This window comes from Mesorhizobium sp. M6A.T.Cr.TU.016.01.1.1, assembly GCF_003952585.1.
GTDB classification, from domain to species: domain Bacteria; phylum Pseudomonadota; class Alphaproteobacteria; order Rhizobiales; family Rhizobiaceae; genus Mesorhizobium; species Mesorhizobium mediterraneum.
The window spans coordinates 4,103,706-4,128,295 of record NZ_CP034452.1 but is presented as its reverse complement, the minus strand read 5'-3'; the positions used below and the strand labels follow the sequence as shown (position 1 = coordinate 4,128,295).

At 61.9% G+C, this 24,590-nt stretch carries 29 protein-coding genes; 25 read left to right on the top strand and 4 right to left on the bottom strand.

Annotated elements, in window-relative coordinates:
* The first annotated feature begins 3 nt into the window (after positions 1 to 3).
* From tkt to gph, 8 genes are all read left to right on the top strand, one after another.
* Positions 4 to 2,025 carry a transketolase gene (tkt, locus tag EJ075_RS19865; protein ID WP_126105416.1) on the top strand — a complete coding sequence of 674 codons (2,022 nt, stop codon included), beginning with the start codon at positions 4 to 6 and terminating at the stop codon, positions 2,023 to 2,025.
* Positions 2,026 to 2,055: 30 nt separating this feature from the next.
* Positions 2,056 to 3,135: a class II fructose-bisphosphate aldolase gene (gene fba / locus EJ075_RS19860; RefSeq protein WP_126105415.1), complete on the top strand. Its 1,080-nt coding sequence runs from the start codon at positions 2,056 to 2,058 to the stop codon at positions 3,133 to 3,135.
* 36 nt (positions 3,136 to 3,171) lie between these two features.
* A complete protein-coding gene (locus EJ075_RS19855) occupies positions 3,172 to 4,650 on the top strand; it encodes a ribulose-bisphosphate carboxylase large subunit (protein WP_164547299.1) in 1,479 nt (492 codons plus the stop codon).
* Between the two features lie 18 nt (positions 4,651 to 4,668).
* On the top strand, positions 4,669 to 5,103 hold the full coding sequence (locus tag EJ075_RS19850; protein WP_095489012.1) for a ribulose bisphosphate carboxylase small subunit: 435 nt from the start codon (positions 4,669 to 4,671) through the stop codon (positions 5,101 to 5,103).
* A gap of 8 nt (positions 5,104 to 5,111) precedes the next feature.
* On the top strand, positions 5,112 to 6,050 hold the full coding sequence (cbbX, locus tag EJ075_RS19845) for a CbbX protein (RefSeq protein ID WP_126105413.1): 939 nt from the start codon (positions 5,112 to 5,114) through the stop codon (positions 6,048 to 6,050).
* A gap of 62 nt (positions 6,051 to 6,112) precedes the next feature.
* Positions 6,113 to 6,799, top strand: coding sequence for a ribulose-phosphate 3-epimerase (gene rpe / locus EJ075_RS19840; RefSeq protein ID WP_126105412.1), 687 nt, complete (start codon positions 6,113 to 6,115; stop codon positions 6,797 to 6,799).
* 22 nt (positions 6,800 to 6,821) lie between these two features.
* On the top strand, positions 6,822 to 7,379 hold the full coding sequence (locus EJ075_RS19835; protein WP_126105411.1) for a thioredoxin family protein: 558 nt from the start codon (positions 6,822 to 6,824) through the stop codon (positions 7,377 to 7,379).
* Positions 7,376 to 8,077 carry a phosphoglycolate phosphatase gene (gph, locus tag EJ075_RS19830; RefSeq protein ID WP_126105410.1) on the top strand — a complete coding sequence of 234 codons (702 nt, stop codon included), beginning with the start codon at positions 7,376 to 7,378 and terminating at the stop codon, positions 8,075 to 8,077. The genes EJ075_RS19835 and gph overlap by 4 nt, the downstream gene beginning before the upstream one ends.
* 135 nt (positions 8,078 to 8,212) lie before the next feature.
* Here gph and EJ075_RS19825 read toward each other — a convergent pair whose 3' ends face one another.
* A complete protein-coding gene (locus EJ075_RS19825; RefSeq protein WP_095489007.1) occupies positions 8,213 to 8,593 on the bottom strand; it encodes a cytochrome c family protein in 381 nt (126 codons plus the stop codon).
* Positions 8,594 to 8,746: 153 nt separating this feature from the next.
* On the opposite strand from EJ075_RS19825, the gene EJ075_RS19820 reads away from it, so the two are divergent.
* From EJ075_RS19820 to EJ075_RS19790, 7 genes are all read left to right on the top strand, one after another.
* Positions 8,747 to 9,076 (top strand): hypothetical protein, encoded by a 330-nt coding sequence (locus tag EJ075_RS19820; protein WP_126105409.1) that lies wholly within the window; start codon positions 8,747 to 8,749, stop codon positions 9,074 to 9,076.
* Between the two features lie 124 nt (positions 9,077 to 9,200).
* A complete protein-coding gene (locus tag EJ075_RS19815; protein WP_095489006.1) occupies positions 9,201 to 9,410 on the top strand; it encodes a hypothetical protein in 210 nt (69 codons plus the stop codon).
* A 37-nt stretch (positions 9,411 to 9,447) separates the two neighbouring features.
* Positions 9,448 to 10,452, top strand: coding sequence for an ABC transporter substrate-binding protein (locus EJ075_RS19810; protein WP_126105408.1), 1,005 nt, complete (start codon positions 9,448 to 9,450; stop codon positions 10,450 to 10,452).
* Positions 10,449 to 11,270 (top strand): ABC transporter permease, encoded by an 822-nt coding sequence (locus EJ075_RS19805; RefSeq protein WP_126105407.1) that lies wholly within the window; start codon positions 10,449 to 10,451, stop codon positions 11,268 to 11,270. Before EJ075_RS19810 ends, EJ075_RS19805 begins: the two co-directional genes overlap by 4 nt.
* Complete coding sequence (locus EJ075_RS19800; RefSeq protein ID WP_126107385.1) at positions 11,239 to 11,979, top strand: ATP-binding cassette domain-containing protein; 741 nt, start codon at positions 11,239 to 11,241, stop codon at positions 11,977 to 11,979. Before EJ075_RS19805 ends, EJ075_RS19800 begins: the two co-directional genes overlap by 32 nt.
* Before the next feature lie 35 nt (positions 11,980 to 12,014).
* Positions 12,015 to 12,986 (top strand): quinoprotein relay system zinc metallohydrolase 2, encoded by a 972-nt coding sequence (locus tag EJ075_RS19795; RefSeq protein ID WP_126105406.1) that lies wholly within the window; start codon positions 12,015 to 12,017, stop codon positions 12,984 to 12,986.
* A 117-nt stretch (positions 12,987 to 13,103) separates the two neighbouring features.
* On the top strand, positions 13,104 to 13,967 hold the full coding sequence (locus EJ075_RS19790; RefSeq protein WP_126105405.1) for a quinoprotein dehydrogenase-associated SoxYZ-like carrier: 864 nt from the start codon (positions 13,104 to 13,106) through the stop codon (positions 13,965 to 13,967).
* 23 nt (positions 13,968 to 13,990) lie between these two features.
* Here the strand turns inward: EJ075_RS19790 and EJ075_RS19785 are convergent, their stop codons facing one another.
* Positions 13,991 to 14,344, bottom strand: a complete 354-nt coding sequence (locus tag EJ075_RS19785) for a hypothetical protein (RefSeq protein ID WP_095489000.1) — start codon at positions 14,342 to 14,344, stop codon at positions 13,991 to 13,993.
* 674 nt (positions 14,345 to 15,018) lie between these two features.
* Between EJ075_RS19785 and EJ075_RS19780 the strand changes: the two genes are divergently transcribed.
* The 4 genes from EJ075_RS19780 to EJ075_RS19765 all read left to right on the top strand — a co-directional run bounded on the left by EJ075_RS19780 (position 15,019) and on the right by EJ075_RS19765 (position 19,073).
* Positions 15,019 to 16,917: a methanol/ethanol family PQQ-dependent dehydrogenase gene (locus EJ075_RS19780; protein WP_126105404.1), complete on the top strand. Its 1,899-nt coding sequence runs from the start codon at positions 15,019 to 15,021 to the stop codon at positions 16,915 to 16,917.
* 180 nt (positions 16,918 to 17,097) lie between these two features.
* Positions 17,098 to 17,622, top strand: coding sequence for a c-type cytochrome, methanol metabolism-related (locus EJ075_RS19775; RefSeq protein ID WP_126105403.1), 525 nt, complete (start codon positions 17,098 to 17,100; stop codon positions 17,620 to 17,622).
* A 1-nt stretch (position 17,623) separates the two neighbouring features.
* Positions 17,624 to 18,505: a quinoprotein dehydrogenase-associated putative ABC transporter substrate-binding protein gene (locus EJ075_RS19770; protein WP_245457955.1), complete on the top strand. Its 882-nt coding sequence runs from the start codon at positions 17,624 to 17,626 to the stop codon at positions 18,503 to 18,505.
* A 10-nt stretch (positions 18,506 to 18,515) separates the two neighbouring features.
* Positions 18,516 to 19,073 (top strand): PQQ-dependent catabolism-associated CXXCW motif protein, encoded by a 558-nt coding sequence (locus EJ075_RS19765; RefSeq protein ID WP_126105401.1) that lies wholly within the window; start codon positions 18,516 to 18,518, stop codon positions 19,071 to 19,073.
* A gap of 58 nt (positions 19,074 to 19,131) precedes the next feature.
* On the opposite strand, the gene EJ075_RS33190 is transcribed toward EJ075_RS19765, so the two are convergent.
* The gene (locus EJ075_RS33190) at positions 19,132 to 19,269 is read right to left on the bottom strand and encodes a hypothetical protein (RefSeq protein WP_164547143.1); all 138 of its coding nucleotides are present in this window, start codon (positions 19,267 to 19,269) and stop codon (positions 19,132 to 19,134) included.
* Between the two features lie 220 nt (positions 19,270 to 19,489).
* Between EJ075_RS33190 and pqqB the strand changes: the two genes are divergently transcribed.
* From pqqB to pqqE, 4 genes are read left to right on the top strand one after another with little or no spacing between them, the layout of a single operon-like run.
* Entirely contained in the window at positions 19,490 to 20,428 is a 939-nt protein-coding gene (gene pqqB, locus EJ075_RS19755) for a pyrroloquinoline quinone biosynthesis protein PqqB (RefSeq protein ID WP_126105400.1), read from the top strand.
* Positions 20,425 to 21,183: a pyrroloquinoline-quinone synthase PqqC gene (gene pqqC, locus EJ075_RS19750; RefSeq protein ID WP_126105399.1), complete on the top strand. Its 759-nt coding sequence runs from the start codon at positions 20,425 to 20,427 to the stop codon at positions 21,181 to 21,183. Before pqqB ends, pqqC begins: the two co-directional genes overlap by 4 nt.
* Positions 21,180 to 21,476 (top strand): pyrroloquinoline quinone biosynthesis peptide chaperone PqqD, encoded by a 297-nt coding sequence (pqqD, locus tag EJ075_RS19745; protein ID WP_126105398.1) that lies wholly within the window; start codon positions 21,180 to 21,182, stop codon positions 21,474 to 21,476. The genes pqqC and pqqD overlap by 4 nt, the downstream gene beginning before the upstream one ends.
* Positions 21,473 to 22,594 carry a pyrroloquinoline quinone biosynthesis protein PqqE gene (gene pqqE, locus EJ075_RS19740; protein WP_126105397.1) on the top strand — a complete coding sequence of 374 codons (1,122 nt, stop codon included), beginning with the start codon at positions 21,473 to 21,475 and terminating at the stop codon, positions 22,592 to 22,594. The genes pqqD and pqqE overlap by 4 nt, the downstream gene beginning before the upstream one ends.
* Before the next feature lie 9 nt (positions 22,595 to 22,603).
* On the opposite strand, the gene folP is transcribed toward pqqE, so the two are convergent.
* Positions 22,604 to 23,443, bottom strand: a complete 840-nt coding sequence (folP, locus tag EJ075_RS19735) for a dihydropteroate synthase (protein WP_126105396.1) — start codon at positions 23,441 to 23,443, stop codon at positions 22,604 to 22,606.
* 106 nt (positions 23,444 to 23,549) lie between these two features.
* On the opposite strand from folP, the gene EJ075_RS19730 reads away from it, so the two are divergent.
* Together EJ075_RS19730 and EJ075_RS19725 are read left to right on the top strand one after the other, a co-directional pair.
* Positions 23,550 to 24,020: an SRPBCC family protein gene (locus tag EJ075_RS19730; protein WP_126105395.1), complete on the top strand. Its 471-nt coding sequence runs from the start codon at positions 23,550 to 23,552 to the stop codon at positions 24,018 to 24,020.
* Positions 24,021 to 24,043: 23 nt separating this feature from the next.
* A complete protein-coding gene (locus EJ075_RS19725; RefSeq protein WP_126105394.1) occupies positions 24,044 to 24,460 on the top strand; it encodes a GFA family protein in 417 nt (138 codons plus the stop codon).
* The last annotated feature ends 130 nt before the right edge of the window (positions 24,461 to 24,590 follow it).

Sequence of the window (24,590 nt, the reverse complement as noted above, 5' to 3'; positions counted from 1 at the left end):
GCCATGAACAGCCAAGCAGCAGCATTGAAGCCCGTCGCCGCCGTCTCGGAGCGGGACATGGCGAACGCCATTCGCGCACTGGCGATGGACAGCGTCCAAAAGGCCAATTCCGGTCATCCGGGCATGCCGATGGGCATGGCCGATGTCGCGACGGTGCTGTTCAGCCGCTTCATCAACATCGATCCGTCGGCGCCCAACTGGCCCGATCGCGACCGCTTCGTGCTTTCGGCCGGGCACGGCTCGATGCTGCAATATGCGCTGCATTACCTGCTCGGCTTCGAAGACATGCCGATCGAGGAATTGCAGCGGTTTCGCCAGCTGGGCAGCCGCACCGCCGGACATCCGGAATATGGCCATGCGCTTGGCATCGAGACGACGACCGGCCCGCTCGGACAAGGCATTTCGACGGCCGTCGGCATGGCGCTGGCGGAGCGCATGCTTGCTGCCCGCCACGGCGCCGACCTCGTTGACCATTTCACCTACGTGATCGCCGGCGACGGCTGCCTGCAGGAAGGCATCAGCCACGAGGCGATCGACCTTGCCGGTCACCTGAAGCTCTCTCGGCTGATCGTCTTCTGGGACGACAATGCGATCTCGATCGACGGACCGACGTCGCTGTCGACATCGATGGACCAGCCGGCCCGGTTCAAGGCCGCTGGATGGCATGTCCAATCGGTGGACGGTCACGATATGGAAGCTGTCGCTGCGGCAATCGAAGCAGCACAGCAGTCGGATCGGCCGTGCCTGATCGCCTGCCGCACGGTGATCGGCAAGGGCGCGCCCAATCTGGGCGGCTCGGAAAAGACGCATGGCGCGCCGCTGGGCGATGCGGAGATCGCCGCGACGCGCGAAAACATCGGCTGGGCCTACGCGCCGTTCGAGGTGCCGGACGACATCCTTTTCACCTGGCGCGAGATTGCCGAGCGCGGGCAAGCGGCGCGGCACGCCTGGGAGCAGCGGCTTGCCGCCTCGTCCCGGCGCGAGGCCTTCGAGAGTGCGGTCGCCGGCCACCTGCCCGACGCGGTCTTCGAAGCGCTCGGCGCTTTCCGCAAGGAGCATATCGAGAAGGCGACCAAGGTTGCCACGCGAAAAGCCTCCGAAATGGCGCTCGGCGCCATCAACGCCGCAACCGACCTGACCGTCGGCGGCTCCGCCGATCTGACGCATTCGAACCTGACGATCACCAAGGGGATGGATCGCATAGCGCCCGATGACTATGCCGGCCGCTACATCCACTACGGTATCCGCGAGCACGGCATGGCCGCGGCCATGAACGGCATCGCGCTGCATGGCGGCTTCGTGCCTTATGGCGGCACGTTCCTGTGCTTTGCCGACTATGCACGCGGCGCGATGCGGCTCTCGGCGCTGATGGGCCAGCGCGTCGTCTATGTGATGACGCATGATTCCATCGGTCTCGGCGAGGATGGCCCGACCCACCAGCCGGTCGAGCACCTGGCGATGCTGCGGGCCACGCCGAACCTCAACGTCTTTCGTCCGGCCGACATCATCGAAACGGCGGAGTGCTGGGAACTGGCCCTGAAGAGCAAGAACCGGCCGAGCGTGCTGGTGCTTTCGCGCCAGAACCTGCCGATGCTGCGCCAGGCACATAGCGACGAGCCACATAGCGACGAGAACCGGTCGAGCCAGGGCGCCTACGTCCTGCACGAGCCAGCCGAGCACCGCGCCGTGACGCTGATCGCCACCGGCTCGGAGGTCGAGATCGCCGTGGCCGCCGCCGAACGGCTGGAGACCGAGCACGGCATCGCCGCCGCGGTCGTCTCGATGCCGTGCTGGGAGCTCTTCGAGGAACAGGATGCGGACTACCGCAAGGCCGTCCTCGGCTCGGCGCCGCGCATTGCCGTCGAAGCCGCAACACGACTCGGCTGGGACCGCTGGATCGGCGACACCGGCGCTTTCGTCGGCATGGCCGGTTTCGGCGCCAGCGCCCCTGCCCCGGATCTCTACCGGCATTTCGACATCACGCCCGAAGCCATCGCCGCAGCGGCGCTGAAGCTCATCATCTAGCCCAACTTCCGCAGCTAAGAGGACCCGACAATGGCCCGCATCACCCTTCGCCAGCTTCTCGACCATGCCGCCGAGCATGGCTACGGCGTACCGGCATTCAACATCAACAACATGGAACAGGGCCTTGCCATCATGGAGGCGGCCAAGGCCTGCGACGCGCCGGTCATCATCCAGGCCTCACGCGGCGCCCGCTCCTATGCCAACGACATCATGCTGGCCAAGATGATGGAGGCGTTGACCGAAATGCATCCGGCCATTCCGCTATGCATCCATCAGGATCACGGCAACAACGAAGCCACCTGCCTTTCGGCGATTCGCCACGGCTTCACCTCGGTGATGATGGACGGCTCGCTGATGGCGGACGCCAAGACGCCGGCGAGCTACGATTACAACGTCGCCATCACCGAACGTGTCGCACGCATGGCGCATTGGGTCGGCGCTTCCGTCGAAGGCGAGCTCGGCGTGCTCGGCTCGCTGGAAACCGGCCAGGGCGAGGCCGAGGACGGCCACGGCGCCGAAGGTGCGCTTTCCCACGACCAGCTTTTGACCGATCCCGATCAGGCGGTCGACTTCGTCACCGCCACCCAGGTCGACGCGCTGGCGATCGCCTGCGGTACCTCGCACGGCGCCTACAAATTCAGCCGCAAGCCCGACGGTGGCATCCTCGCCATGCAGGTGATCGAGGCGATCCACGAAAAGCTGCCCAACACGCATCTGGTCATGCATGGCTCTTCCTCGGTGCCGCAGGAACTGCAAGACGTCATCAACAGATATGGCGGCGAGATGCCCCAGACGTTTGGCGTTCCGGTCGAGGAGATCGAGCGCGGCATCCGTTACGGCGTGCGCAAGGTCAACATCGACACCGATTGCCGCATGGCCATGGCCGGGCAGTTCCGCCGCGTCGCGACGGAAGACCCGCGCGAATTCGATCCGCGCAAATTCCTGAAACCCGCCATGGATGCCCTGCGCGACCTTTGCCGCGATCGCTTCGAGCGCTTCGGCACCGCCGGCAACGCCTCGAAGATCAGGGTCATCGCCATGGACGAGATGGCCAAACGTTACGCCGCGGGAAAGCTCGACCCGCAAATCGCAACCGCGAAAGCCGCCTGAGCGGCAAACAGGAGACCTGTCATGAACAAGATCGACATGCCGTCAGCGGGCACGCTCAAGGAAGGCAGCGAACGCTACAAGTCGGGCGTCATCCCCTACAAGAAGATGGGCTATTGGGAGCCGGACTACCGGCCCAAGGAGACCGACCTGATCGCCATGTTTCGGATCACGCCGCAGCCCGGCGTCGACCACGAGGAGGCGGCCGCCGCCATCGCCGGCGAATCCTCTACCGCGACATGGACCGTGGTGTGGACCGACAGGCTGACCGCCTGCGAGCTCTACCGCGCCAAGGCGTTCAAATCCGAGCCGGTGCCGAACACAGGTCCCGGCACCAAGACCGAGCAGCAATACTTCGCCTACATCGCCTACGACCTCGACCTGTTCGAGCCGGGCTCAATCGCCAACCTGACTGCATCGATCATCGGCAACGTGTTCGGCTTCAAGGCGGTCAAGGCCTTGCGGCTCGAGGACATGCGCGTCCCGGTGGCTTACCTCAAAACCTTCCAGGGCCCGGCGACCGGTATCGTGGTGGAACGCGAGCGGCTCGACAAGTTCGGCCGGCCGCTGCTCGGCGCGACGACGAAGCCGAAGCTTGGCCTGTCGGGCCGCAACTACGGCCGCGTCGTCTACGAGGCGCTGAAGGGTGGCCTCGACTTCGTCAAGGACGACGAGAACATCAACTCGCAGCCCTTCATGCACTGGCGCGACCGCTTCCTCTACTGCATGGAGGCTGTGAACAAGGCGTCGGCCGCCACCGGCGAGGTCAAGGGCCATTATCTCAACGTCACCGCCGGCACGATGGAGGAGATGTACGAGCGCGCCGAATTCGCAAAACAGCTTGGCTCCTGCATCGTCATGATCGACCTCGTCATTGGCTACACGGCGATCCAGTCGATGGCCAAGTGGGCACGCCGCAACGACATGATCCTGCACCTGCACCGCGCCGGCAACTCGACCTATTCGCGCCAGAAGAACCACGGCATGAATTTTCGCGTCATCTGCAAATGGATGCGGATGGCCGGCGTCGATCACATCCATGCCGGCACGGTGGTCGGCAAGCTGGAAGGCGACCCGCTGATGATCAAGGGTTTTTATGACACGCTGCGCGAGGAGCGCACGCCGCAGAACCTCGAAACCGGGCTGTTCTTCGATCAGGACTGGGCCTCGCTCAACAAGGTGATGCCCGTCGCCTCGGGCGGCATCCATGCCGGCCAGATGCACCAGTTGATCCATTATCTCGGCGAGGACGTCATTCTGCAGTTCGGCGGCGGCACGATCGGCCATCCAGACGGCATCCAGGCCGGTGCGACGGCCAATCGCGTCGCGTTGGAGGCGATGATCCTCGCCCGCAACGAGGGCCGCGACTATCTGCGCGAAGGGACCAAAATCCTCGAACAGGCGGCCAGATGGTGCACGCCGCTGAAGGCGGCCCTGGAGACCTGGAAGGACGTCACTTTCAACTACGAATCGACCGACACGGCCGACTTCGTGCCAACCGCAACGCCCAGCTTCTAGACGAAAGGAACCGTCGCCATGATGACCAATCCGGGAAACAAGGTCACGCAGGGACAGTTTTCGTTCCTGCCCGACCTGACCGATGAGCAGATTTCGGCGCAGATCAAATACGCGCTGAAAAACCACTGGGCGGTCAGCGTCGAGTACACGGACGATCCGCATCCGCGAAACACCTATTGGGAAATGTACGGCAACCCGATGTTCGACCTGAAGGACCCGGCGGGCATCCTGCTTGAAATCAACAATTGCCGGAAAGCCATGGCCAACATGTATGTCCGGGTCACCGCCTTCGATTCGACCAAGGGCTGGGAAGCGCCGCGCATGTCGTTCATCGTCAACCGGCCGCCCAGCGAACCCGGGTTCCGGCTGCTGCGCCAGGAGCGTGACGGCCGCAGCCAGGGCTATTCGATCGTGCCTTACGCGACCGACAGGCCCGAAGGCGAGCGGAGCTAGGCGAAACCATGCTGGACGCGATAGCAAAGGGCGCTGCCGCGCAGGACGAATCGGTCGATCTGCAGGCCGAGTTCGAGGCGTCCAACATCGATGAGGTGATGGACAAGCTCGACCGCGAACTCGTTGGCCTGAAGCCCATCAAGACCCGCATCCGCGAGATCGCGGCGCTGCTCCTGGTCGACCGGCTTCGCCGCAAGTTCGGGCTGACCTCGGGCGCGCCGACGCTGCACATGAACTTTACGGGAAATCCCGGCACCGGAAAGACCACCGTGGCGCTGAGGATGGCCGAAATCCTGCATCGTCTCGGTTATGTCCGCGAAGGCCACATGGTCGCGGTGACGCGAGACGATCTCGTCGGCCAGTATGTGGGCCACACCGCGCCCAAGACCCGCGAGGTGATCAAGCGCGCCATGGGCGGGGTGCTTTTCATCGACGAGGCCTACTATCTCTACAAGCCCGAGAACGAACGCGACTACGGCCAGGAATCGATCGAAATCCTGCTGCAATGCATGGAGAACAACCGTGACGATCTGGTTGTGATTCTTGCCGGCTACAAGAACAAGATGGACCGCTTCTTCGACAGCAATCCCGGCATGCGCTCGCGCATCGCCCACCACCTCGATTTTCCCGACTACGGCGTCGGCGAGCTCAAATCGATCGCCGAGATCATGCTGGCGGAACAGAATTACCGTCTCAGCGAGGCGGCGGCCAAGGCGCTCGAAGAGTATCTCCCGATCCGCATGCGGCTGCCGCATTTCTCCAACGCTCGCTCGGTCCGCAATGGGCTCGACCGGGCGCGGCTTCGCCAGGCCAACCGGCTTTTCGCGTCGCGCGACCGGGCGTTGACGAAAACCGACCTTATCACCATTGAGGAATCCGATATTCGCGGCAGCCGCGTGTTCGCGGAAGGCAAGCTCGAAGGCGAACCGGAGACGAAGGCGCGCTGACAAGGTGACGCCGGTTGGTGTGCAGCGACCGGAAACGGAAGATAGAATGGGAGCCGACGACCATGGGTACCAAGACAATCATCGCGCCCTCGGTGCTTTCTGCGGACTTCTCGCGGCTCGGCGACGAGGTCGAAACGGTCGTCCGGGCGGGCGCCGACTGGATCCATCTCGACGTGATGGATGGCCATTTCGTGCCCAACATCACCTTCGGTCCGCCGGTGATCAAGGCGATCCGTGATCGAACGGACAAGATCTTCGATTGCCATCTGATGATCGCGCCAGCCGACGCCTATCTCGCCGCCTTCGCTGATGCCGGCTGCGACATCATCACGGTGCATGCCGAGGCCGGGCCGCATCTCGACCGTTCGCTGCAGGCAATCAGGAATCTCGGCAAGAAGGCCGGCGTGTCGCTGAACCCGTCGACACCGGAAAGCGTCATCGAATATGTGCTCGACCGGCTCGATCTGGTGCTTCTGATGACCGTCAATCCAGGCTTCGGCGGCCAAGCGTTCATTCCGGCGGTCGTCGACAAGGTCAGGCGGGTCAAGGCGCTGATCGGCCATCGTCCGATCGACATCGAGATCGACGGCGGCGTCACGCCCGAGACTGCTCCGCTGGTCACCGCGGCCGGCGCCAATGTGCTGGTCGCGGGCTCGGCCATTTTCATGGGCGGCACCGAGGCTGCCTATCGCGCCAATATCGACGCCATCAGGCAGGCGGCCGACGGGGCGATCCGGAAAGCTGCGTAAACCGTCACATCGGAGGGCAAATATGGCGGCAATTCCACCTGTCTGCGATTTCGGCTGGCAAGCCATCGATGCCGTTTTGCCCGGCGTCGACGGCAAATCGCATTCGATCTTCAGCCATGCCGGCCCGAACGGGCTGGTGGTGGCCTTCATCTGCAATCACTGCCCTTATGTGAAGGCGGTGATTTCACGCATCGTCCGCGATGCCAACGACCTCAAGGCGCAAGGCATCGGCTTTGTCGCGATCAACGCCAACGATGCCGACGCCTACCCCGATGATTCCTTCGACAACATGAAGCTTTTCGCCAGGACGAACGGCTTCACCTTCCCCTACCTCCACGACGAGCGCCAAGAGGTGGCGCGTGCCTATGGAGCCGTTTGCACTCCGGATTTCTTCGGGCTCAACAGCGAGTTGACGCTGCAATATCGCGGCCGGCTGGACGCGGCGCGGCGCGACGCCGGACCGCCCGGGCTGAGGCGCGACCTGTTCGAGGCGATGAAGCAAATTGCCCGAACCGGAGACGGACCGCTCGACCAGATCGCTTCGATCGGCTGCTCGATCAAGTGGAAGGACGCCGCATGAACGTCGGCGCAGGCAGGCCGTTTCGATCGCCCAAGGCGATCCTGTTCGATCTCGACGGCACGCTGGTCGATTCGGCGCCTGACATAACGGCCGCAGTCAACGAATTGCTGGCCGGCCGCGATCTGCCGCCGCTGAGCCTGGAGCAGGTCAAGGCCATGATCGGCGGCGGCGTCAGGAGACTGATCGAGCGAGCCTTCGCGGCTTCCGGCACGCCGCTTCTCGGGAGCGCGCTCGATGAGGCCAACCGCGCCATGGCGCCGATCTACCGCAGACATCTGACCGGCCTGACAAGGCTGATGCCTGGCGTCAGGGAGGTTCTCACGCACTTCCACTTGAGTGGAATAGCCATGGGCGTGGTGACCAACAAGCCGCAGTTGGCGGCCCGCGAAATCCTGCTGCATTTTGGGCTGACGGACTATCTCGGCGCGATCGTCGGCGGAGATGCGGTGACATCCTTGAAACCGGCGCCCGACGCTCTGCTGCTGGCGCTCGACCAGCTTCAGGTCGAGCCTCGTGACACGCTGATGGTCGGAGACAGCAGCGCCGACGTGGCCGCCGCGCGCGCCGCCGGCATGCCCGTCATTCTGCTGCGTGGCGGCTACACCCAAATTGCCGTTGAAGAGCTTGGCGCCGACCTCGTTTGCGACGGTCTGCTCGACCTGCCGTCCGCCATGCAGAGGCTGCAAGACGCCGCTTGACCAGCGGCGCCAACCACCAGGGTGGGCGCCGGCCGAACGCAGTTTCGAACGGCCGGCGAAGTCGCGTTACTTCGTGCGAAGAACCGGGTTATTTCCTGCGGAAAAACCGGGTTATTTCCTAACGGAAAAACCGGGTTATTTGGAGAATTGCTTCAGATAGGCGATGACGTTGGCAAGATCCTCGTCCTTCTTGAGGCCGGGAAACGCCATCTTTGTGCCTTTGATCATGGCCTTGGGATCGCGAAGATAGGTCGTCAGCGTGGCTTCGTCCCATTTGACGCCGGATCCCCCCGCCTCGGTCATGGGCTTGGAATACTTAAACCCCGGATGCGTGCCGGCCGTCCGGCCGATAACGCCGCTCAACGACGGACCGATCTTGTTCTTGTCCTCGTCGACGACGTGGCAGGCCTTGCATTTGGCGAAGACCTTTTCACCCGCGGCGGCATCCTGCGCCTGAGATTGGTTCGTGATAAACGTCGCAACGGACACGACGGCGAAAAATGCGATTGCACGCATGGCATTTCCTCATTGATCGTCAAGGTGCCCTGGACGATTTGCGCAGGCCGTTGTTTTTGATCATCGGCATGCGTCGTTTTATGGCAGAGCGAAAACTTCTCCCCTTGTGGAGTTGCAACGCCTGCATCTTGGAAGCTACCCGGCAGACGAGGGATGTCAACCATACTGAAGTTCAGGGCAATCGCTTCAGACCAATTGCCGATCGTGGCGCGGTCAGCGAAGCTGCCTATCTCCCCCGCAAGGTGGGAGATTGGACGCCGCTTCGGCTTTCGCCAACCACCAACGCTGGAAGACTGGGCAAGAGGAGTGCAACCTGAAGCGATTGCCCTCGTATTTTCATTGCTTTGTGACGGCAGCTATGCTAGGAATTTATTCATGGTGCTGATTTGCGCCAACGACCCGCCGCCGAGGCGGGTTTTTTTGTTTCAGGCTTCGGCGCCCCGTCCATTCGCCTTTATTGACGGCCATTGGGCGAACGCGTAGCCTAAAACCATTCCGGTTTTCCATGGGCACCTCGGGACTCCGGCAGTTGGCGATTTTGTCCAGGCTCGCAGATCGAGCCGGATCTCGCCGAAGCGGGCGTCTTCAAGCGCGCAAGAGGTGCTGAATGGATATGGTCGACCTCATACTAACGGTTTGCCTGATTGCCAATCCGGGCAACTGCCGAGACGAACATCTCTATTTCGAGAGCCGTGGCTCTCTGTTCCAATGTATGATGCTGGCGCCCAGCGAAATCGCGAAATGGTCGCAGGAACACCCGACCCTCAAGGTCAAGCGCTGGAAATGCGCTTCGCCGAGCAAGGACCGTGCGATCTGATCGGCGCCCGGCTTATCCTGGCCCGGGAGGAGGCATCATGATGATTTCGCGTCGAGGAACGCTCCGTCTGGCAGCTCTTGGAACAGCCGCGGCGCTTGTCTCAAGGCCCTCCTTCGCCACGACCCCCTCCTTCGCCATGGGCAAGGTTCGCATCGGCGTGCTGAAGTTCGGCACCGTGAGCTGGGCGCTTGACACCATGAAGCAGCACAAGTTCGATGCAGCCAACGGCATCGATCTGGAGATCGTCGATTTCGCCGGCGAGGATGCAACCAACGTCGCGATTCTGGCCGGCGCGATCGACATGATCGTCTCCGACTGGTTGTGGGTCTCGCGCCAGCGCTCGGAAGGCGTCGACCTCACATTGGTCCCCTATTCGACTGCCGTCGGCGCGATCATGGTGAAGGAGCAATCGCCGATCCGGACGATCACCGATCTCAAGGGAAAAAAGATCGGCGTCGCCGGCGGGCCTCTCGATAAAAGCTGGCTGCTGATCCAGGCACTGGCCAGACGCGATCACGGCCTCGACCTGCCGGCAACCAGCGACATCGTCTTTGGCGCGCCGCCGCTGATTTCGGAAAAGGCGATGCAAGGCGAACTCGATGCGGTGCTCAATTTCTGGCATTTTTGCGCCCGGCTCGAGGCCAACGGCTTTCGTCGGCTGATCGGCGCGGATGATGCGGCGAAAGCGCTCGGGGCCTCGGGCGCCGTGTCAGCGCTCGGCTATGTCTTTCATGACAAATGGGCGAGCGAAAATCTGGCCACCGTCCGGGGCTTCATCAAGGCTTCCGCGCAGTCCAAGGACTTGCTGGCCAAATCCGACGATGAGTGGCTGCGCCTTGCGCCGATTATCCGCGCGCAAGGCGAGGAATTGGCCAAACTGCGTGACCGCTATCGCGAAGGCATTCCCAGACGCCCCGTCGCCGAGGATGCGGCCGACGCAGGCAAACTCTACCGCGTGCTGGCCGAGATCGGCGGCGAAAAGCTGGTCGGCCACGCGCCGGAGATGGCGCCCGGCACGTTCTGGCAGGAACCCCCGAAATGACCGCACCTGACACCGGCGATCGCACGCCTGGCGCTGCAGCCGGCAGCCAATCCAGGTTTGCAACGGCGCTGACACCCGTGCTGACGGTCGCGGTCTCTCTGCTCGGGCTTTGCCTGCTGTGGGGTTTTGCGGCAAGTGCCTGGCCGAGCCGTGCCTTTCCAGGGCCGGGACAGGTCTGGCAGGTGCTGCTCGCCGAGGCGGCAAACGGCGACCTTTTCTATCATCTCGGCGCGACACTCGGCCGGGTTGCCGCGGCATATGTCATCGCGATGGTCGTTGGCTCGGTCATCGGTGTTCTCCTCGGCAGCTACCGCAGCGCAGACCGGTTCTTCAGTCCCTGGGTGATCCTGTTTCTCAACATTCCCGCGCTGGTGGTCATCGTGCTCGCCTATATCTGGTTCGGCCTCAACGAAGCGGCGGCGATTGGCGCGGTTGCCGTGAACAAGATCCCGAATGTCGTGGTGACGATGCGCGAAGGCGCCAGGGCGCTTGATCCGAACTATGCCGAAATGGCCGTCGTCTACCGCTTCGGTCTTCTCGACCGCATCCGCCATGTCCTGCTGCCGCAGTTGCAGCCCTATCTTGCCGCCGCCTCACGATCCGGCATCGCTCTCATCTGGAAGATCGTCCTGGTGGTCGAGCTGCTCGGCCGCTCCAACGGCGTCGGCTTCCAGATCTATCTTTATTTCCAGCTTTTCGACGTCGCCGCCATTCTTGCCTACACGCTGGCTTTCGTGGCGGTGATGCTTGTCATCGAACTTCTTGTGGTGCAGCCCGTTGAACGACATGCAACCCGTTGGCGGCGTCGTCCCGCTTAGGGTCGACATCGCCGAAAAGATCTTCAGGTCCGCGCAAGGCGTCTCGATCACGGCGCTTAGGGACCTTTCCTTCGAGGTTCGGCAAGGCGAATTTGCCTGCTTGCTGGGGCCGTCGGGCTGCGGCAAGACCACGACGCTGCGCATCCTGCTTGGATTGGACAAAGATTTTTCCGGCACCTTCCAACTGCCTGAAGGCGGCTCCAACCGGATCGCCGCCGTATTCCAGGAGCCGATTCTGCTGCCATGGCGGACAGTGGAGCAGAATGTCAGGCTGGCACTGCCGAAAAGCCTGAGAACGAAGAACCTCGACGGGCTGTTCGACACGCTCGGTCTCGGCGGCATGCGCTCGCTCTATCCGGCGGAGCTTTCGCTCGGCCTTGCGCGCCGGGCAGCCCTGGCCAGGGCCTTCGCCACCGAACCGGCAGTGCTTTTCCTGGACGAACCCTTTGCCTCGCTCGACGAACGGACCGCCGAGCGGCTTCGGCACCTACTTTTGACCGTGTGGTCGGCGCGGCCTACGACCGCCCTGATGGTCACGCACAATCTCCGCGAGGCCCTAATGCTGTCGGATCGCATCATCGTGCTCGCGCAGCGGCCAGCCCATGTGCTCGGCATGTTCGACGTAAGGCTGCCGCGGCACTATCGCAATCCACAGGTGATGAGCGACCTTTTGCGGTCGTTCCACCAAAAATTTCCGGGCGTGGTCTGATCGCCTTACAGCTCGAATGCGTATCGGGGGAAGTCATGCCGATCGATAGGGTACGACGCAAGCTTGTGAGCGGCTTCGCCTGCACCGCGGTTAGCGCCGCGATGCTGCCCTGTTGCCTCGGGCGGGCTGCTCTCGCCGCTGCCGGCGGCCTTGAATTCACGGTCAGGAACGTCGCCGACGGCGTCTTCGCTTTCCAGGGCGTGGATGAATTGATGAACGCCGCCAACCAAGGCGCGATCTCGAACCTGGGCGTCGTCGTCGGGACCGATGCCGTTGCCGTCATCGACAGCGGCGGCAGCATGGTCGAGGCGAACGCCTTCATCGCCGCGGTCGGCAAAATAAGCCCCAAGCCGGTTCGCTACCTGATCAACACCCACATGCACCCCGACCACATCTTCGGCAACGCGGCATTCCGGGAGATCGGCACGACCATCGTCGGCCATCACAATCTGCCGCGCGCGCTTGAGGCGCGCGGCGCGTTCTACCTGCAAAGCTTTCGCCAACAGATCGGCGACGCGCTCATGAAAGGGGTCGAGATCATACCGCCGACGATGCTGGTCGATGATCGCCTGCAGCTCGACCTCGGCGGGCGCGTGCTCGAATTGCAGGCATGGAAAGCGGCGCACACCGACAACGACCTGACCGTCTTCGACAGCGCGACCCGCACGCTGTTTGCCGGCGATCTCGTTTTCGTCGGTTCCTTGCCGACGCTCGACGGATCGCTGCTTGGCTGGCTTCGCCAGATGGATGCGCTCGCCGCGATCGGCGCCGCGCGTGCCGTGCCGGGTCATGGCCCGGTGCCGGCCGACTGGCCGGAGGCGCTGACGGCGGAGCGGCGCTATTTCGAGGTTCTGGCGCGCGATATTCGCAGGGCGATCGCCGACGGGATGCCGCTCAGCGAGTCCGTCAAGACCGCCGGCGCAAGCGAACGGGGCAAGTGGCGTCTGTTCGACGAGTATAATGAGCGCAATGCAACGGCCGCCTTTGCCGAACTCGAATGGGAATAGACCGCACGACAAGCGCTGGACGTGGACGAGGTCGATCGATTTGCCAACACATCGTCAAGGGCTTATCCTCAATATCAGCCTGGGCACCACCTCTCTGACATTGGTGGAGGCATCGAAATGCAGAACCACGCTTACCGGAGCCGGCAGCTCGCCTTGCCGCTCGCGGCCATCTTCGCCGCGATCATCTTGGCCGTCGGCACGCTCGTTGGTTCCTCCGGAGCCGCCAACGCGCAGCAAACAACAGCATCTTCGGACAGAATCTGGCAGGATCTGAAAGGCGACGTGTTCGGCGATCGGGCAATTCTGGTCGATAGCGGCGTCGTCAGGATCGAGGCGCCGAAGCGGGCGCAGGATGCCGCCATCGTGCCCGTCGACATCTATATCGACCCCGCCAAGGCGCCTGACGGCATCAAATCCGTCACCTTGATCATCGACGTCAATCCGGCACCGGTGGCGGCGACGTTCCAGATCGGCAAGGACGCCGGCGTGACGCATCTGTCGACGCGTGTGCGCGTCAACGACTATTCCTATCTGCGTGCCATAGCAGAAACGCAGGGTGGCGAGCTCCACATGGCCCAGACCTTCGTCAAGGCATCGGGCGGATGCTCGGCCCCGGCGGTCAAGAACCAGGACGAGGCGCTGGCGACGATGGGGCAGATGAAGCTGCGCCAATTCCCGCCTCAAGAGACGATGACAAAGGCACAGGAATTGCAGTTGATGATCCGGCACCCGAACAATTCGGGCCTGCAGCGCAACCCGCTGACCCAGTATTTCATCCCCGCGCATTTTGTTCAGAAACTATCGATCTCGCAGGCAGACCGGCCGATTCTCTCGATGGAAGGTGGAATATCGATTTCGGAAGATCCCAATTTCCGATTCGATTTCACGGCGCACGGCAATGGCCAAATCCAGGTCGAAGCTATCGATACGGATGGCAAGGTATTTCGCAATCAATGGCCACTGGAGGCTACGGGGCTCTGAAGCCGCGTGCGCAACGCGTTTGTTTAAAAGCAGCGCACGTCGGCTTCCGCCTGCGCGCGCTTCAGTTCCGTGCTCGCGGCTTTTGCCGGCGCGCTTTCGCGAAACAGTCCCGAACGCTCCCCTGTCGTCAGGGACATGCTCTTGAAGGTCTCGGCCCTTTCATAATCCTCGAACGGAAGGATCGAGGCGATGACGTCGATCGAGCAGGAACAGCTCTCCAGCGCCCGACGTGTCTGGCCATTCGTCTGCATGCAGCCGAGCACATAGTCGACAACCGTCACCGTCGGGTAATCGCCGGCGGCGCCGGCCGGATTGGCGAAGGCCAGGGCCGATGTAAGCAACAGCGGCAAGGTCGAAAAGCCGACATATCTGAGCATAGGGAAACCCTCCGTTTGGCCCGGACGTGACAGATCGAGCCCGATGGATCGAGACGGATCACAGCACCAGTTGGCCTCGTGCCACCACGCCAGTCAAGTTCTCATGCAGGCCGTATAGTACCAAAGGAGCAGGGCCGTGCCGGCTGGCAAAAGGCCTCCTCGACGACACGATCACCCCCTCCGAATCCCGGTGCCGACCTTCATTTCATGTCTCCTCCACTATCGGCACCCCGAGCGACACGCGCATACTTAATTTCACACGATCCAATGAATATTCATAAATAAAATTTAATACATTCCGTCCAAAAAATACGCAAAATTGGGTAACTTATATAAATCCAGCCTCATTCACAGTCGATCAATAGCTTTCTGTATGAGTTTTTTCATATCTATTTCTCTATATTGCAGTGCAACATAGACGGAAGTGATTTTTCTTGCCTTCCGCTTGGGGATGACATAGCTTCATCCTGTTTCCGGCTTCAAGGGCGTCACCGTCATTAGGGAGCGGCGACAGTCTTTCGTAGGCCAAGTGGGATGGGCAGTAACGGTGCCCTCTGCTCATTCGGCTTAGGTCGTGACACGCTGCCGGAAATACTTCCCCCACATGAATCGCTTGGGCAAGCCCTCGTGGGCTCAACGGACGATTCGTCATTGTGAACCCTGGGAGGACTTTGATGCGTGTATTTGCGAAAACTGCCTACCTACTAACGACCGCGGCGCTCATGTCGTTCGGCGCGGTCCACATGACGTCGGCCAATGAAGAACTAATGAAAATGGCCGAAAACCCCAAGGACTGGGTGATGCAGACGGGTGACTACGCCAACACCCGCTTTTCCAAACTTAACCAGATCACCAAGGACAACGTGAAGAACCTGCAGGTCAAGTGGAGCTTCTCCACTGGCGTGCTGCGCGGCCATGAAGGCGGGCCGCTGATTATCGGCGATGTGATGTATGTCCACGCGCCGTTCCCGAACACCGTCTATGCTCTCGATCTCAACAATGACGGAAAGATCCTCTGGAAATACGAGCCCAAGCAAGACCCCAATGTTATTGGGATCATGTGCTGCGACACGGTCAATCGTGGCGTCGCCTATGGTGACGGCAAGATCATTCTAAACCAGGCCGACACCACCGTTGTGGCGCTCGATGCCAAGACCGGCAAGGTCGTCTGGTCAGTCAAGAACGGCGAGCAGACCGACGGCGGAAAGGGCGAATCCGGCACGTCAGCACCCGTAGTCGTCAAGGACAAGGTGCTGGTCGGCGTCTCCGGCGCTGAATTCGGCGTTCGCGGCTGGTTGGCCGCCTACAATCTGGCAGATGGCAAGCTCGCCTGGAAAGCCTATTCGGAAGGTCCGGACGCAGACACCCTGATCGATCCCGAGAAGACCACCCATCTCGGCAAACCTGTCGGAAAGGATTCCGGCACGAACACCTGGGAAGGCGAGCAGTGGAAGACAGGCGGCGGCACGACATGGGGATGGTATTCCTATGATCCCAAGCTGAACCTGGTTTACTATGGTACCGGCAATCCCTCGACATGGAACCCGGTCCAGCGCCCAGGCGACAATCGCTGGTCCATGACAATCATGGCTCGCGATGCGGATACTGGTGTTGCCAAATGGCTCTACCAGATGACCCCGCATGACGAATGGGACTTTGACGGCATCAACGAGATGATTCTCGTCGATGGCATGGAGGTCGGCGGCGCCAAGCGCGACGTGCTGGTGCATTTCGACCGCAATGGCTTTGCCTACACCATGGATCGCGCCAATGGCGAACTTCTCGTCGCCAAGAAATACGATCCGGCAGTGAACTGGGCGACGGAAGTCAACATGGACCCCAGCAGCGACCAGTATGGCCGCCCGCAGGTCGTGGCCAAATATTCGACCCAGGCGAACGGCGAAGATACCAACACGACGGGCATCTGCCCGGCGGCGCTTGGAACCAAGGACCAGCAACCGGCGGCCTATTCGCCGAAGACCGGCCTGTTCTACGTGCCGACAAACCATGTCTGCATGGACTATGAGCCTTATAAGGTGAGCTACACTGCCGGTCAGCCTTACGTGGGCGCCACCGTGTCGATGTATCCTCCCCCTGGAGCCGACCACATGGGCAACTTCATTGCCTGGGATGCTGCCAAGGGCGAGATCGTCTGGTCTAAGCCCGAGAAGTTCTCGGTGTGGTCGGGCGCGCTGGCAACCGACGGCGACGTCGTCTTCTACGGCACGCTCGAGGGCTACATCAAGGCGGTCGATCATGACGGGAATGAACTCTACAAGTTCAAGACCCCGTCCGGCATCATCGGCAACATCACGGCCTACGAGCATGGCGGCAAGCAGTACATCGCCGTTCTGTCCGGCGTCGGTGGATGGGCCGGTATCGGTCTGGCAGGTGGACTGCTTTCGCCCGATAACGCCGCTGCCTGGCATGGCGCCGTCGATCAGGGCCGTGCGCAAGGCGACGAGACCGCTGTCGTTGGGACCGCTGGTCTGGGTGCGGTCGGTGGCTACGCAGCACTTGCCGACTACACGACGCTGGGCGGCCAGCTCACCGTCTTCGGTCTCCCGGACTGACACACGGGAACCTTAGGCACGCCTCGGGTCTTGTGAAAAGACCAAGGCTTTGAAAAGCGAGAGCCCGGATCACCGGGAAGCCAGGACCGGGCTCTCGATTTCGCTGCGCACCCAAAATATCGATCAATGCCGCTTCACGACAGCAAACCCGTGTCCGTGGCACATGAAGGAAGACACTGAATGTCAGTTCGCATTGTAATTTCCGCTCTCGCTCTGGCTCTGCTGCCTCTGGCAAGCTCAAGTCTCGCACAAGCCCAGGACAGCGCGGAAAAAGCCAAGGCGGTGACGGAAGAAGACGGCAAGTATTTGGATGCGGAGGGAAATCCGACCTACAAGATCGAAAACGGAACTGTGGATTGGTACACGTTCAGCGGTTATCGCCGGTATCATTCCGATTGCCATGTCTGTCACGGACCAGACGGCACAGGTTCGAGCTATGCGCCGGCCCTGGTCAACAGCCTGAAAACCATGGATTACGGCACGTTCCTCTCGATTGTCGCCGAAGGCCGCAAGAATGTCGGCGGCGGCAAGGAGAATGTCATGCCTGCCTTTGGCGACAACAAGAACGTCTATTGCTACATGGACGATCTCTACGTCTACCTCCGCGCCCGCGCCGACGGTGCGGCGCCCCGCGGCAGACCGCCGAAGAAAGCAGACAAGCCACAAGCAGCGAAGGATGCCGAAGCGTCCTGTATGGGTGGATGATATGATTGGCCGTGATGCCATGATTGGTTGCGATGCATTGAAGCTGCGTTTTGTGCTGTCGATCCTCGGCGCACTCGCCTTGCTGCCTTCGAACGCCAAGGCGCAGGACGCCGGCCTTGGTGCTGCAGGAGAACTGGTCGACCCCGATATTCTGCGCGTCTGCGCCGATCCTTCGAACATGCCTTTCACCGACAAGAGCGGCGAAGGCTTCGAAAACAAGCTGGCCGAACTGGTTGCAGCGAAAACCGGTCGGAAGTCCGTCGTCTACACATGGTTTCCCGTTGTCGCCGGCTTCGTGCGCAACACGCTGGTCGCCAACCGATGCGACATCATCATGGGCTATGCCCAGGGCGACGAACTGGTGCAGAACACCAACGCCTACTATCGCTCCTCCTATGTGCTGGTGCACCCGAAGGGCAACGGCATGGAAGGTGTCGAGACGATCGAGGATCCGAAACTCACCGGCAAGAAGATCGGTGTCGTCGAAAGCACGCCACCGACTGCCAACATGGCTGCCAACAAGCTCTTGCGAACGGCAAAAATCTATCCGCTGGCGGTGGATACGCGCCTCACCCCTTCCATGGGAGAGGTCATGATCAAGGACATGCTCGCCGGCAAGATCGACGCGGCGGTCGTTTGGGGACCGATGGCGGGCTACTATGCCAAGGAACTCGGCGCCGACCTCACGATCGTTCCGCTGGTGAAGGAAAAAACCGGCTCGCGCATGTCCTATCGTATCACCATGGGCGTGCGTCCATCCGACCAGGAATGGAAGCGGACGCTCAACCGGGTGATCAGGGAAAACCAGGCGGAGATCAACAGGATCCTGCTGGACTACAATGTGCCGCTGATCGACGAACACGATAATCCGATCACGCAATGACGATGCCGGTATGAAGGGAAAGGAGACGATTTTGCTGGTCGCTGCGGGCCTTCTCAGTCTGACCGAACCGATGTGGGCTGGCGATATCGCCGAGCCCGGCGGCTACCGGATGGACGAATATCGGGCGCCGGTGCCGCAGACGCTGCAAGGCGCAAGCGTGGTGACGACGGCTGAGGCGGAGGCGCTGTGGCGGGAGAAGAAGGCGGTGTTCTTCGACGTCATGCCCAGCACGCCGAAGCCGGCCAATTTGCCGGCAGGAACGATTTGGAGAGAGGCGATCAGAAAGGACATCCCGGGCAGCATCTGGCTGGCCAACGTCGGTTACGGCGCTATCTCCGAGGAGACCGCCAGCTATTTTCGCCAAGGCCTCGCGGCCGAAGCCGGTGCCGACAAGTCGCGCGCTATCCTGTTCTATTGCATGACGAATTGCTGGATGTCCTGGAATGCCGCGAAACGGGCCGTCGAATGGGGCTACAGTTCGGTGATCTGGTATCCGCTCGGCGCCGATGGATGGGAGCGTGCAAACCTTCCGCTGGAGGAGAAGAAGCCTTACGTGATCAGCAATTGAAGCATGAGCATTGTTATTTTCGAACGTCTTGTTTTTCGATTTTTCAGAACCTACCGTTTCATTTGTCCATTTTGAGAGCTGATGGACGAGCCATTGCAATGGTGCCCAGCAATGGTTGACTGAGAAAAGGATCGGCCCCTTCGGGCTGGTAGAAGAGGAGAAATGCCATGAAGAAGAGCTGGACAAAACCGACCATGTGCCAAGTTGCTGCGGGCTTCGAAATTTCGCGGTATCTGCCTGCTGAAATTCCTCCCAAGAAGTAGCCCGCAGAGGTGCGTGTCCCTGGCAACGGGGACACGCACTTTCTTGCCGCGCGAGATCTTCGTGGAAGGCGTAGACGCGTTCGATGCGGGCGCGAAGCCATTCGCGGCTGAAAATTTGTTGCTGGTTGAACAAGCCGCAGAGCGGGCATTGCAATGCGCTTGAAGATCATCGGCTCGGCGGCAGGCGGCGGCTTTCCGCAATGGAATTGCAACTATCGCCTGAGCCGCGCGGCTCGCAGCGGGGTGGCTGGCGTGCATTCGCGAACCCAATCAAGCATCGCCGCGTCAGCGGACGGGGCCGGCTGGGTTCTCTTCAACGCCTCGCCCGATATTCGCCAACAGATTGCGCAAACGCCCGAATTGCAGCCCGCGCTCGATGCGCCGCTGCGTTCGACGCCTATCCGTGCGGTGGTGCTGACCAATGCCGATGTCGATCATGTCGCCGGCCTGCTCAGCCTGCGTGAGCGGCAGCCTTTCGCTATCTATGCAACGACACAGGTTCTGGCGACGCTGGAGGCGAATTCGATTTTCAATGTTCTCGATCCGGCGCTCGTGCCGCGACGCATCTTACCGCCGGGAGAAGAACTGGCGATCTGCGACGCAGACGGCCACGACACCGGCGTGGCTGTCGAGAGCTTTCCCGTGCCCGGGAAGATAGCGCTCTATCTCGAGGAAAGAAGCCGGCCTGATGCCAATTTCAGTTCCGACGCCGGCGACACGATCGGCGTCCGTATCGCCGGCGCCGGCAGTCGCGGCTCCGTCTTCTATATACCGGGCTGCGCGCGCATCGATGCTACCCTGCGCACGCGCCTAGCCGATGCCGCCGGCCTTCTGTTCGACGGCACGGTTTACCTGGACGACGAGATGATTGCCGCCGGCGTCGGCCAAAAAACCGGTGCGCGCATGGGGCATCTGGCAATGTCGGGAGACGCGGGCTCGATCGCCGGCCTGGCCGATGTGAGGATAGGCCGCCGTGTCTTCGTCCATATCAACAACACCAACCCTGTTCTGGACGAGAATTCCGCCGAACACGCAGCGGTCAAGGCGGCTGGCTGGGAAGTCGCCCGCGACGGGATGGAGATGGAATTTTGAGTGATTTCCACGACGCGGCCAGGAACGGCCTGTCCTCCAGCCAGCTCGAAGCCGTGCTGCGTCAGGTCGGTGCCGAGCGCTATCACAACCGCCATCCTTTCCATCACAGGATGACCAGCGGTGCGCTGTCGCGGACCGAGATGCAGGCCTGGGCGCTGAACCGCTATTGCTATCAGGCTGTCATCCCGCGCAAGGATGCCATGATCCTCGCACATGCCGAGGACCCGGCGTTTCGCGCCGCCTGGCGCAAGCGCATCGAGGACCATGACGGTGAGGACGGCTGGAGCGGCGGCATCGCACGCTGGCTGCATCTGGCGACCTCGCTCGGTCTCGATGCCGATGCGGTGAAGAGCGAAAGGCTGGCGCTGCCGGCGACACGTTTCGCGGTCGGCGCTTACCTCTCCTTTTGCACGAACCGGACGCTGTTCGAGGCGGTCGCGTCGTCGCTGACCGAGATGTTCTCGCCGCTCATCATCGGCGAGCGGGTGCCGGCGATGCTGGCCAAATACGATTACATCACCGAGGACACCCTGGCCTATTTCAGCCGGCGGCCCGAACAGGCCTCGCGCGACGCCGACTTCGCCCTCGCCTACGTGCTCGGTCATGCCGACACGGCGGAACGCCAGCAGCAGGCGATCGATGCATTGGTGTTCAAATGCGATATACTGTGGGCCATGCTCGACGCGCTTCAACACGCCTATGGCGAGCCGGGAAACATACCGCCCGGCGCCTTCCGTCCGGAGGCAGCCCTATGATGGCGCTGCGCGAAAGAGCCATTGTGTCGCCGCAGTCGGTGCCATCGTTGCCGCAGCACGTGCGCATACAGTACGACCCGGTGCGGCAGGCGTTCGCCGTGCTTTCGCCCGAAAAAATATTTTGGCCGAACGACATCAGCCTCGACATATTGCGCCGCTGCGATGGACGGTCCACGGTCGGCCACATCATTGCCGGCCTTGCCGCGGATTATGACGCCGGACAGGAGGCCGTGGCCGCCGACGTCGTCGCCTTCCTGCAGGAATGGTCGGACAAGCTGCTGGTGAAGCTATGAGCGAGCCCCTTCTCCCTCCGATCGGCATGTTGGCGGAACTGACGCATCGCTGCCCGCTGCAATGCCCTTATTGCTCCAATCCGCTCGAATTGCTGAAGGCCAATCGCGAACTCGATACACAGACCTGGCTCGACCTGTTCTCGCAGGCCGCCGATCTCGGCGTTCTCCAGGTGCATCTGTCCGGCGGCGAACCGACGCTGCGCCGCGACCTTGAGCAATTGATCGCCGGGCTTTCGGCGCGCGGCGTCTACACCAACCTGATCACCGCCGGCGTCGGTATTGCCGAAGGCCGCATCGAGGCGTTTGCCGATGCCGGGCTCGACCATCTGCAATTGAGCTTTCAAGGCGCACGGCCCGCGACCACCGACCGTATCGGCAACCACAAGGGCGGCCACGAAAAGAAGCTGGAGACGGCGCGCCGGGCTCGCGCGGCCGGCCTGCCGCTTACCATCAACGCGCCGATCCATCGCCACAACATCGAGGAGGTGCCGGAATTCATCGATCTGGCGCTTTCGCTGGGCGCGGAGCGGCTCGAGATCGCCAACGTGCAGTATGCCGGCTGGGCGCTGACCAATCGCGATCAACTGATGCCTGAGCGTGATGCAGTTGAACGGCAGGCGGAGATCGTCGCGGCGGCACGCGAACGGCTGACCGGCATCATGAACATCGATTTCGTCCCGCCGGATTATTTCGCCATCTATCCCAAGCCGTGCATGGGCGGCTGGGCGCGAGACGCCTTCATGGTGACGCCGGACGGCACCGTGCTGCCATGCCATGCCGCACAGACCATCCCGTCGCTCAGCTTCGAGCGTTTTGGACCGCGCAGCCTGGCCGATATCTGGACCGATTCGCCAGCATTCAATGCCTTTCGCGGCACCGACTGGATGCAGCAGCCCTGCCGCAGCTGCGAACGGCGTGAAATCGACTGGGGCGGCTGCCGCTGCCAGGCGATGGCAATCGCCGGCGATGCCGCCGCGACGGACCCGGCTTGCGCGAAATCGCCGATCCATGCGCGCATGGCAATGCTGATCGACGAAGCCCAGCGTGCTGCGGCAGTTCCTTCGAAGGACGAACAATTCGTCTACCGGCGGATCGGCGTCGTGACCGAGCCCGCCTGACGCGCTCTTCTATTCCACGGTCTCGCGCTCGCGCTCGCGCACCGCGTCGGCGAAGGCCAGCGCATCGCGGTTGACCGCGACATTGTGCACGCGAAAGATCGAAGCGCCCTTCAACCGCAGGATGACGCTTGTCGCCGCTGTGCCGACGTCGCGCCCCTCGTCAGTTCCGCCGACCAGGTGACGGGCAAGACGCTTGCGTGACGTGCCGACCAGCAATGGAAAACCGAGAGCGCGCAATTCGCCGAAGCGAGCCATGAGCTCAAGGTTTTCCTCTCCATCCTTGGCGAAGGCGAAGCCCGGGTCCAGCACGATCCGATCATCTGGGATGCCGGCATGGCGCGCGATCTCCAGCGATCTGTTCAGGAACAGGAACTGGTCGGCGATCACATCCGCCAGTTTTTCGCGGTCTCGCCCGGTGTGCATGATGACGAGACCGGCGCCGGTTTCCGCCGCGACGTGCGCGATGTCTGGTTCGCGCTGCAAGCCATGCACGTCGTTGACGATATGTGCGCCCGCCGCGACCGCCAGACGCGCCGTCTCGGCCCGATAGGTGTCGACGGAAACGAGGCTGCTGCCGTCGGACGACAGCGCCTCGATGACCGGCAGGATGCGCGATTGTTCCTCCTGCGCCGAAACGGCGCCGGCGCCGGGCCGGGTGGACTCGCCGCCGACATCGATGATCGCCGCACCCTCGCCGATCATGCGCCGCGCCTGCTGGAGCGCCCGCTCCGGCCGATCGAATTCTCCCCCGTCGGAAAAACTGTCGGGCGTGACGTTCAAAATCCCCATCAGCAACGATTTCGCGCCAAGATCGAGATGCCGTCCATGAGCAAGGTGCCAGCGCATCATGCATCAACCTTCTGTCATATCAGAAGCCATTCGCGACACGATTGTCACTCACACGATCGCGGTTCCCCCATCTATCTATGCTCGTGAAACAAAAAGGAGCCTAGCAATGACCAAGGAAGCGATCAGCTTTACTTACTATATCGTTTCGACGCCGGGAAAGGTGTTTGAGGCCATAACGAAACCAGACCTCGCACGGCGCTACTGGGGCCACGAGAACGTCTCTGACTGGAAGCCCGGTTCGAGCTGGGAGCATATCCGCGCCAATGATGAGCGGAGCGTCGAGCTCGTCGGCAAGGTCGTCGAGATCTCCGCGCCGACCCGTCTCGTGATCACCTGGGCAAACGCTTCGCAGGCGTCCGATCCGGCGAGCTACAGCCGGGTGACCTTCGAGGTCGAGGAATACGAGGCCATGGTCCGGCTGACCGTCACCCATGACGAGCTCGAAGCCGGTAGCGGGATGGCGAACGGCATCAAGCGCGGCTGGCCGATCGTCCTCTCCAGCCTGAAATCCTTCCTCGAAACGGGTCAAGCGATCGATGTCTTCGCGAAGCCGCGCGCGTCCGAACGGGCGGCCTGACCGCGAAACAGGGAGCCGAGCACATGAGCATTCTCTACACCGGCGGATGCGCGTGCGGCGCGGTTCGCTACGAGGCTAAGGCAACCCCCATCTTCGAGAACCACTGCCACTGCCGTGATTGCCAGAAAAGAAGCGGCACCGGTCATGGATCCTATCTGACGTTTTCGTCGCGAGCGGACGTGACGATCACCGGCACGACGACGGAGTGGCGTGTCGCGGCGGACAACGGGAATGTGAAAATCCATTCCTTCTGCCCGGTCTGCGGAACCCCTGTCTACCTGACGTACACCGCCATGCCGGACCCGATCACGGTCCATGCAGCAAGCCTTGACGATCCGGGCCGGTTCAATCCGACCGTGGTGACGTACGGTATCCGGGCCCTCCCCTGGGACAGGATGGAAACCGGGCTGAAGACGTTCGAGAAGATGCCATCAGGCTAACCGGCGTCAGGGAGCGTGACGCACATCGTCCGAAGTATCGCTTATGATGAGGGTCGTCCGAGCGCTCTGGTGAATATTAGCGCATTTGATAGTATCGCTCCCACTCCGCCAGCCAAGGCACCGCAGCATG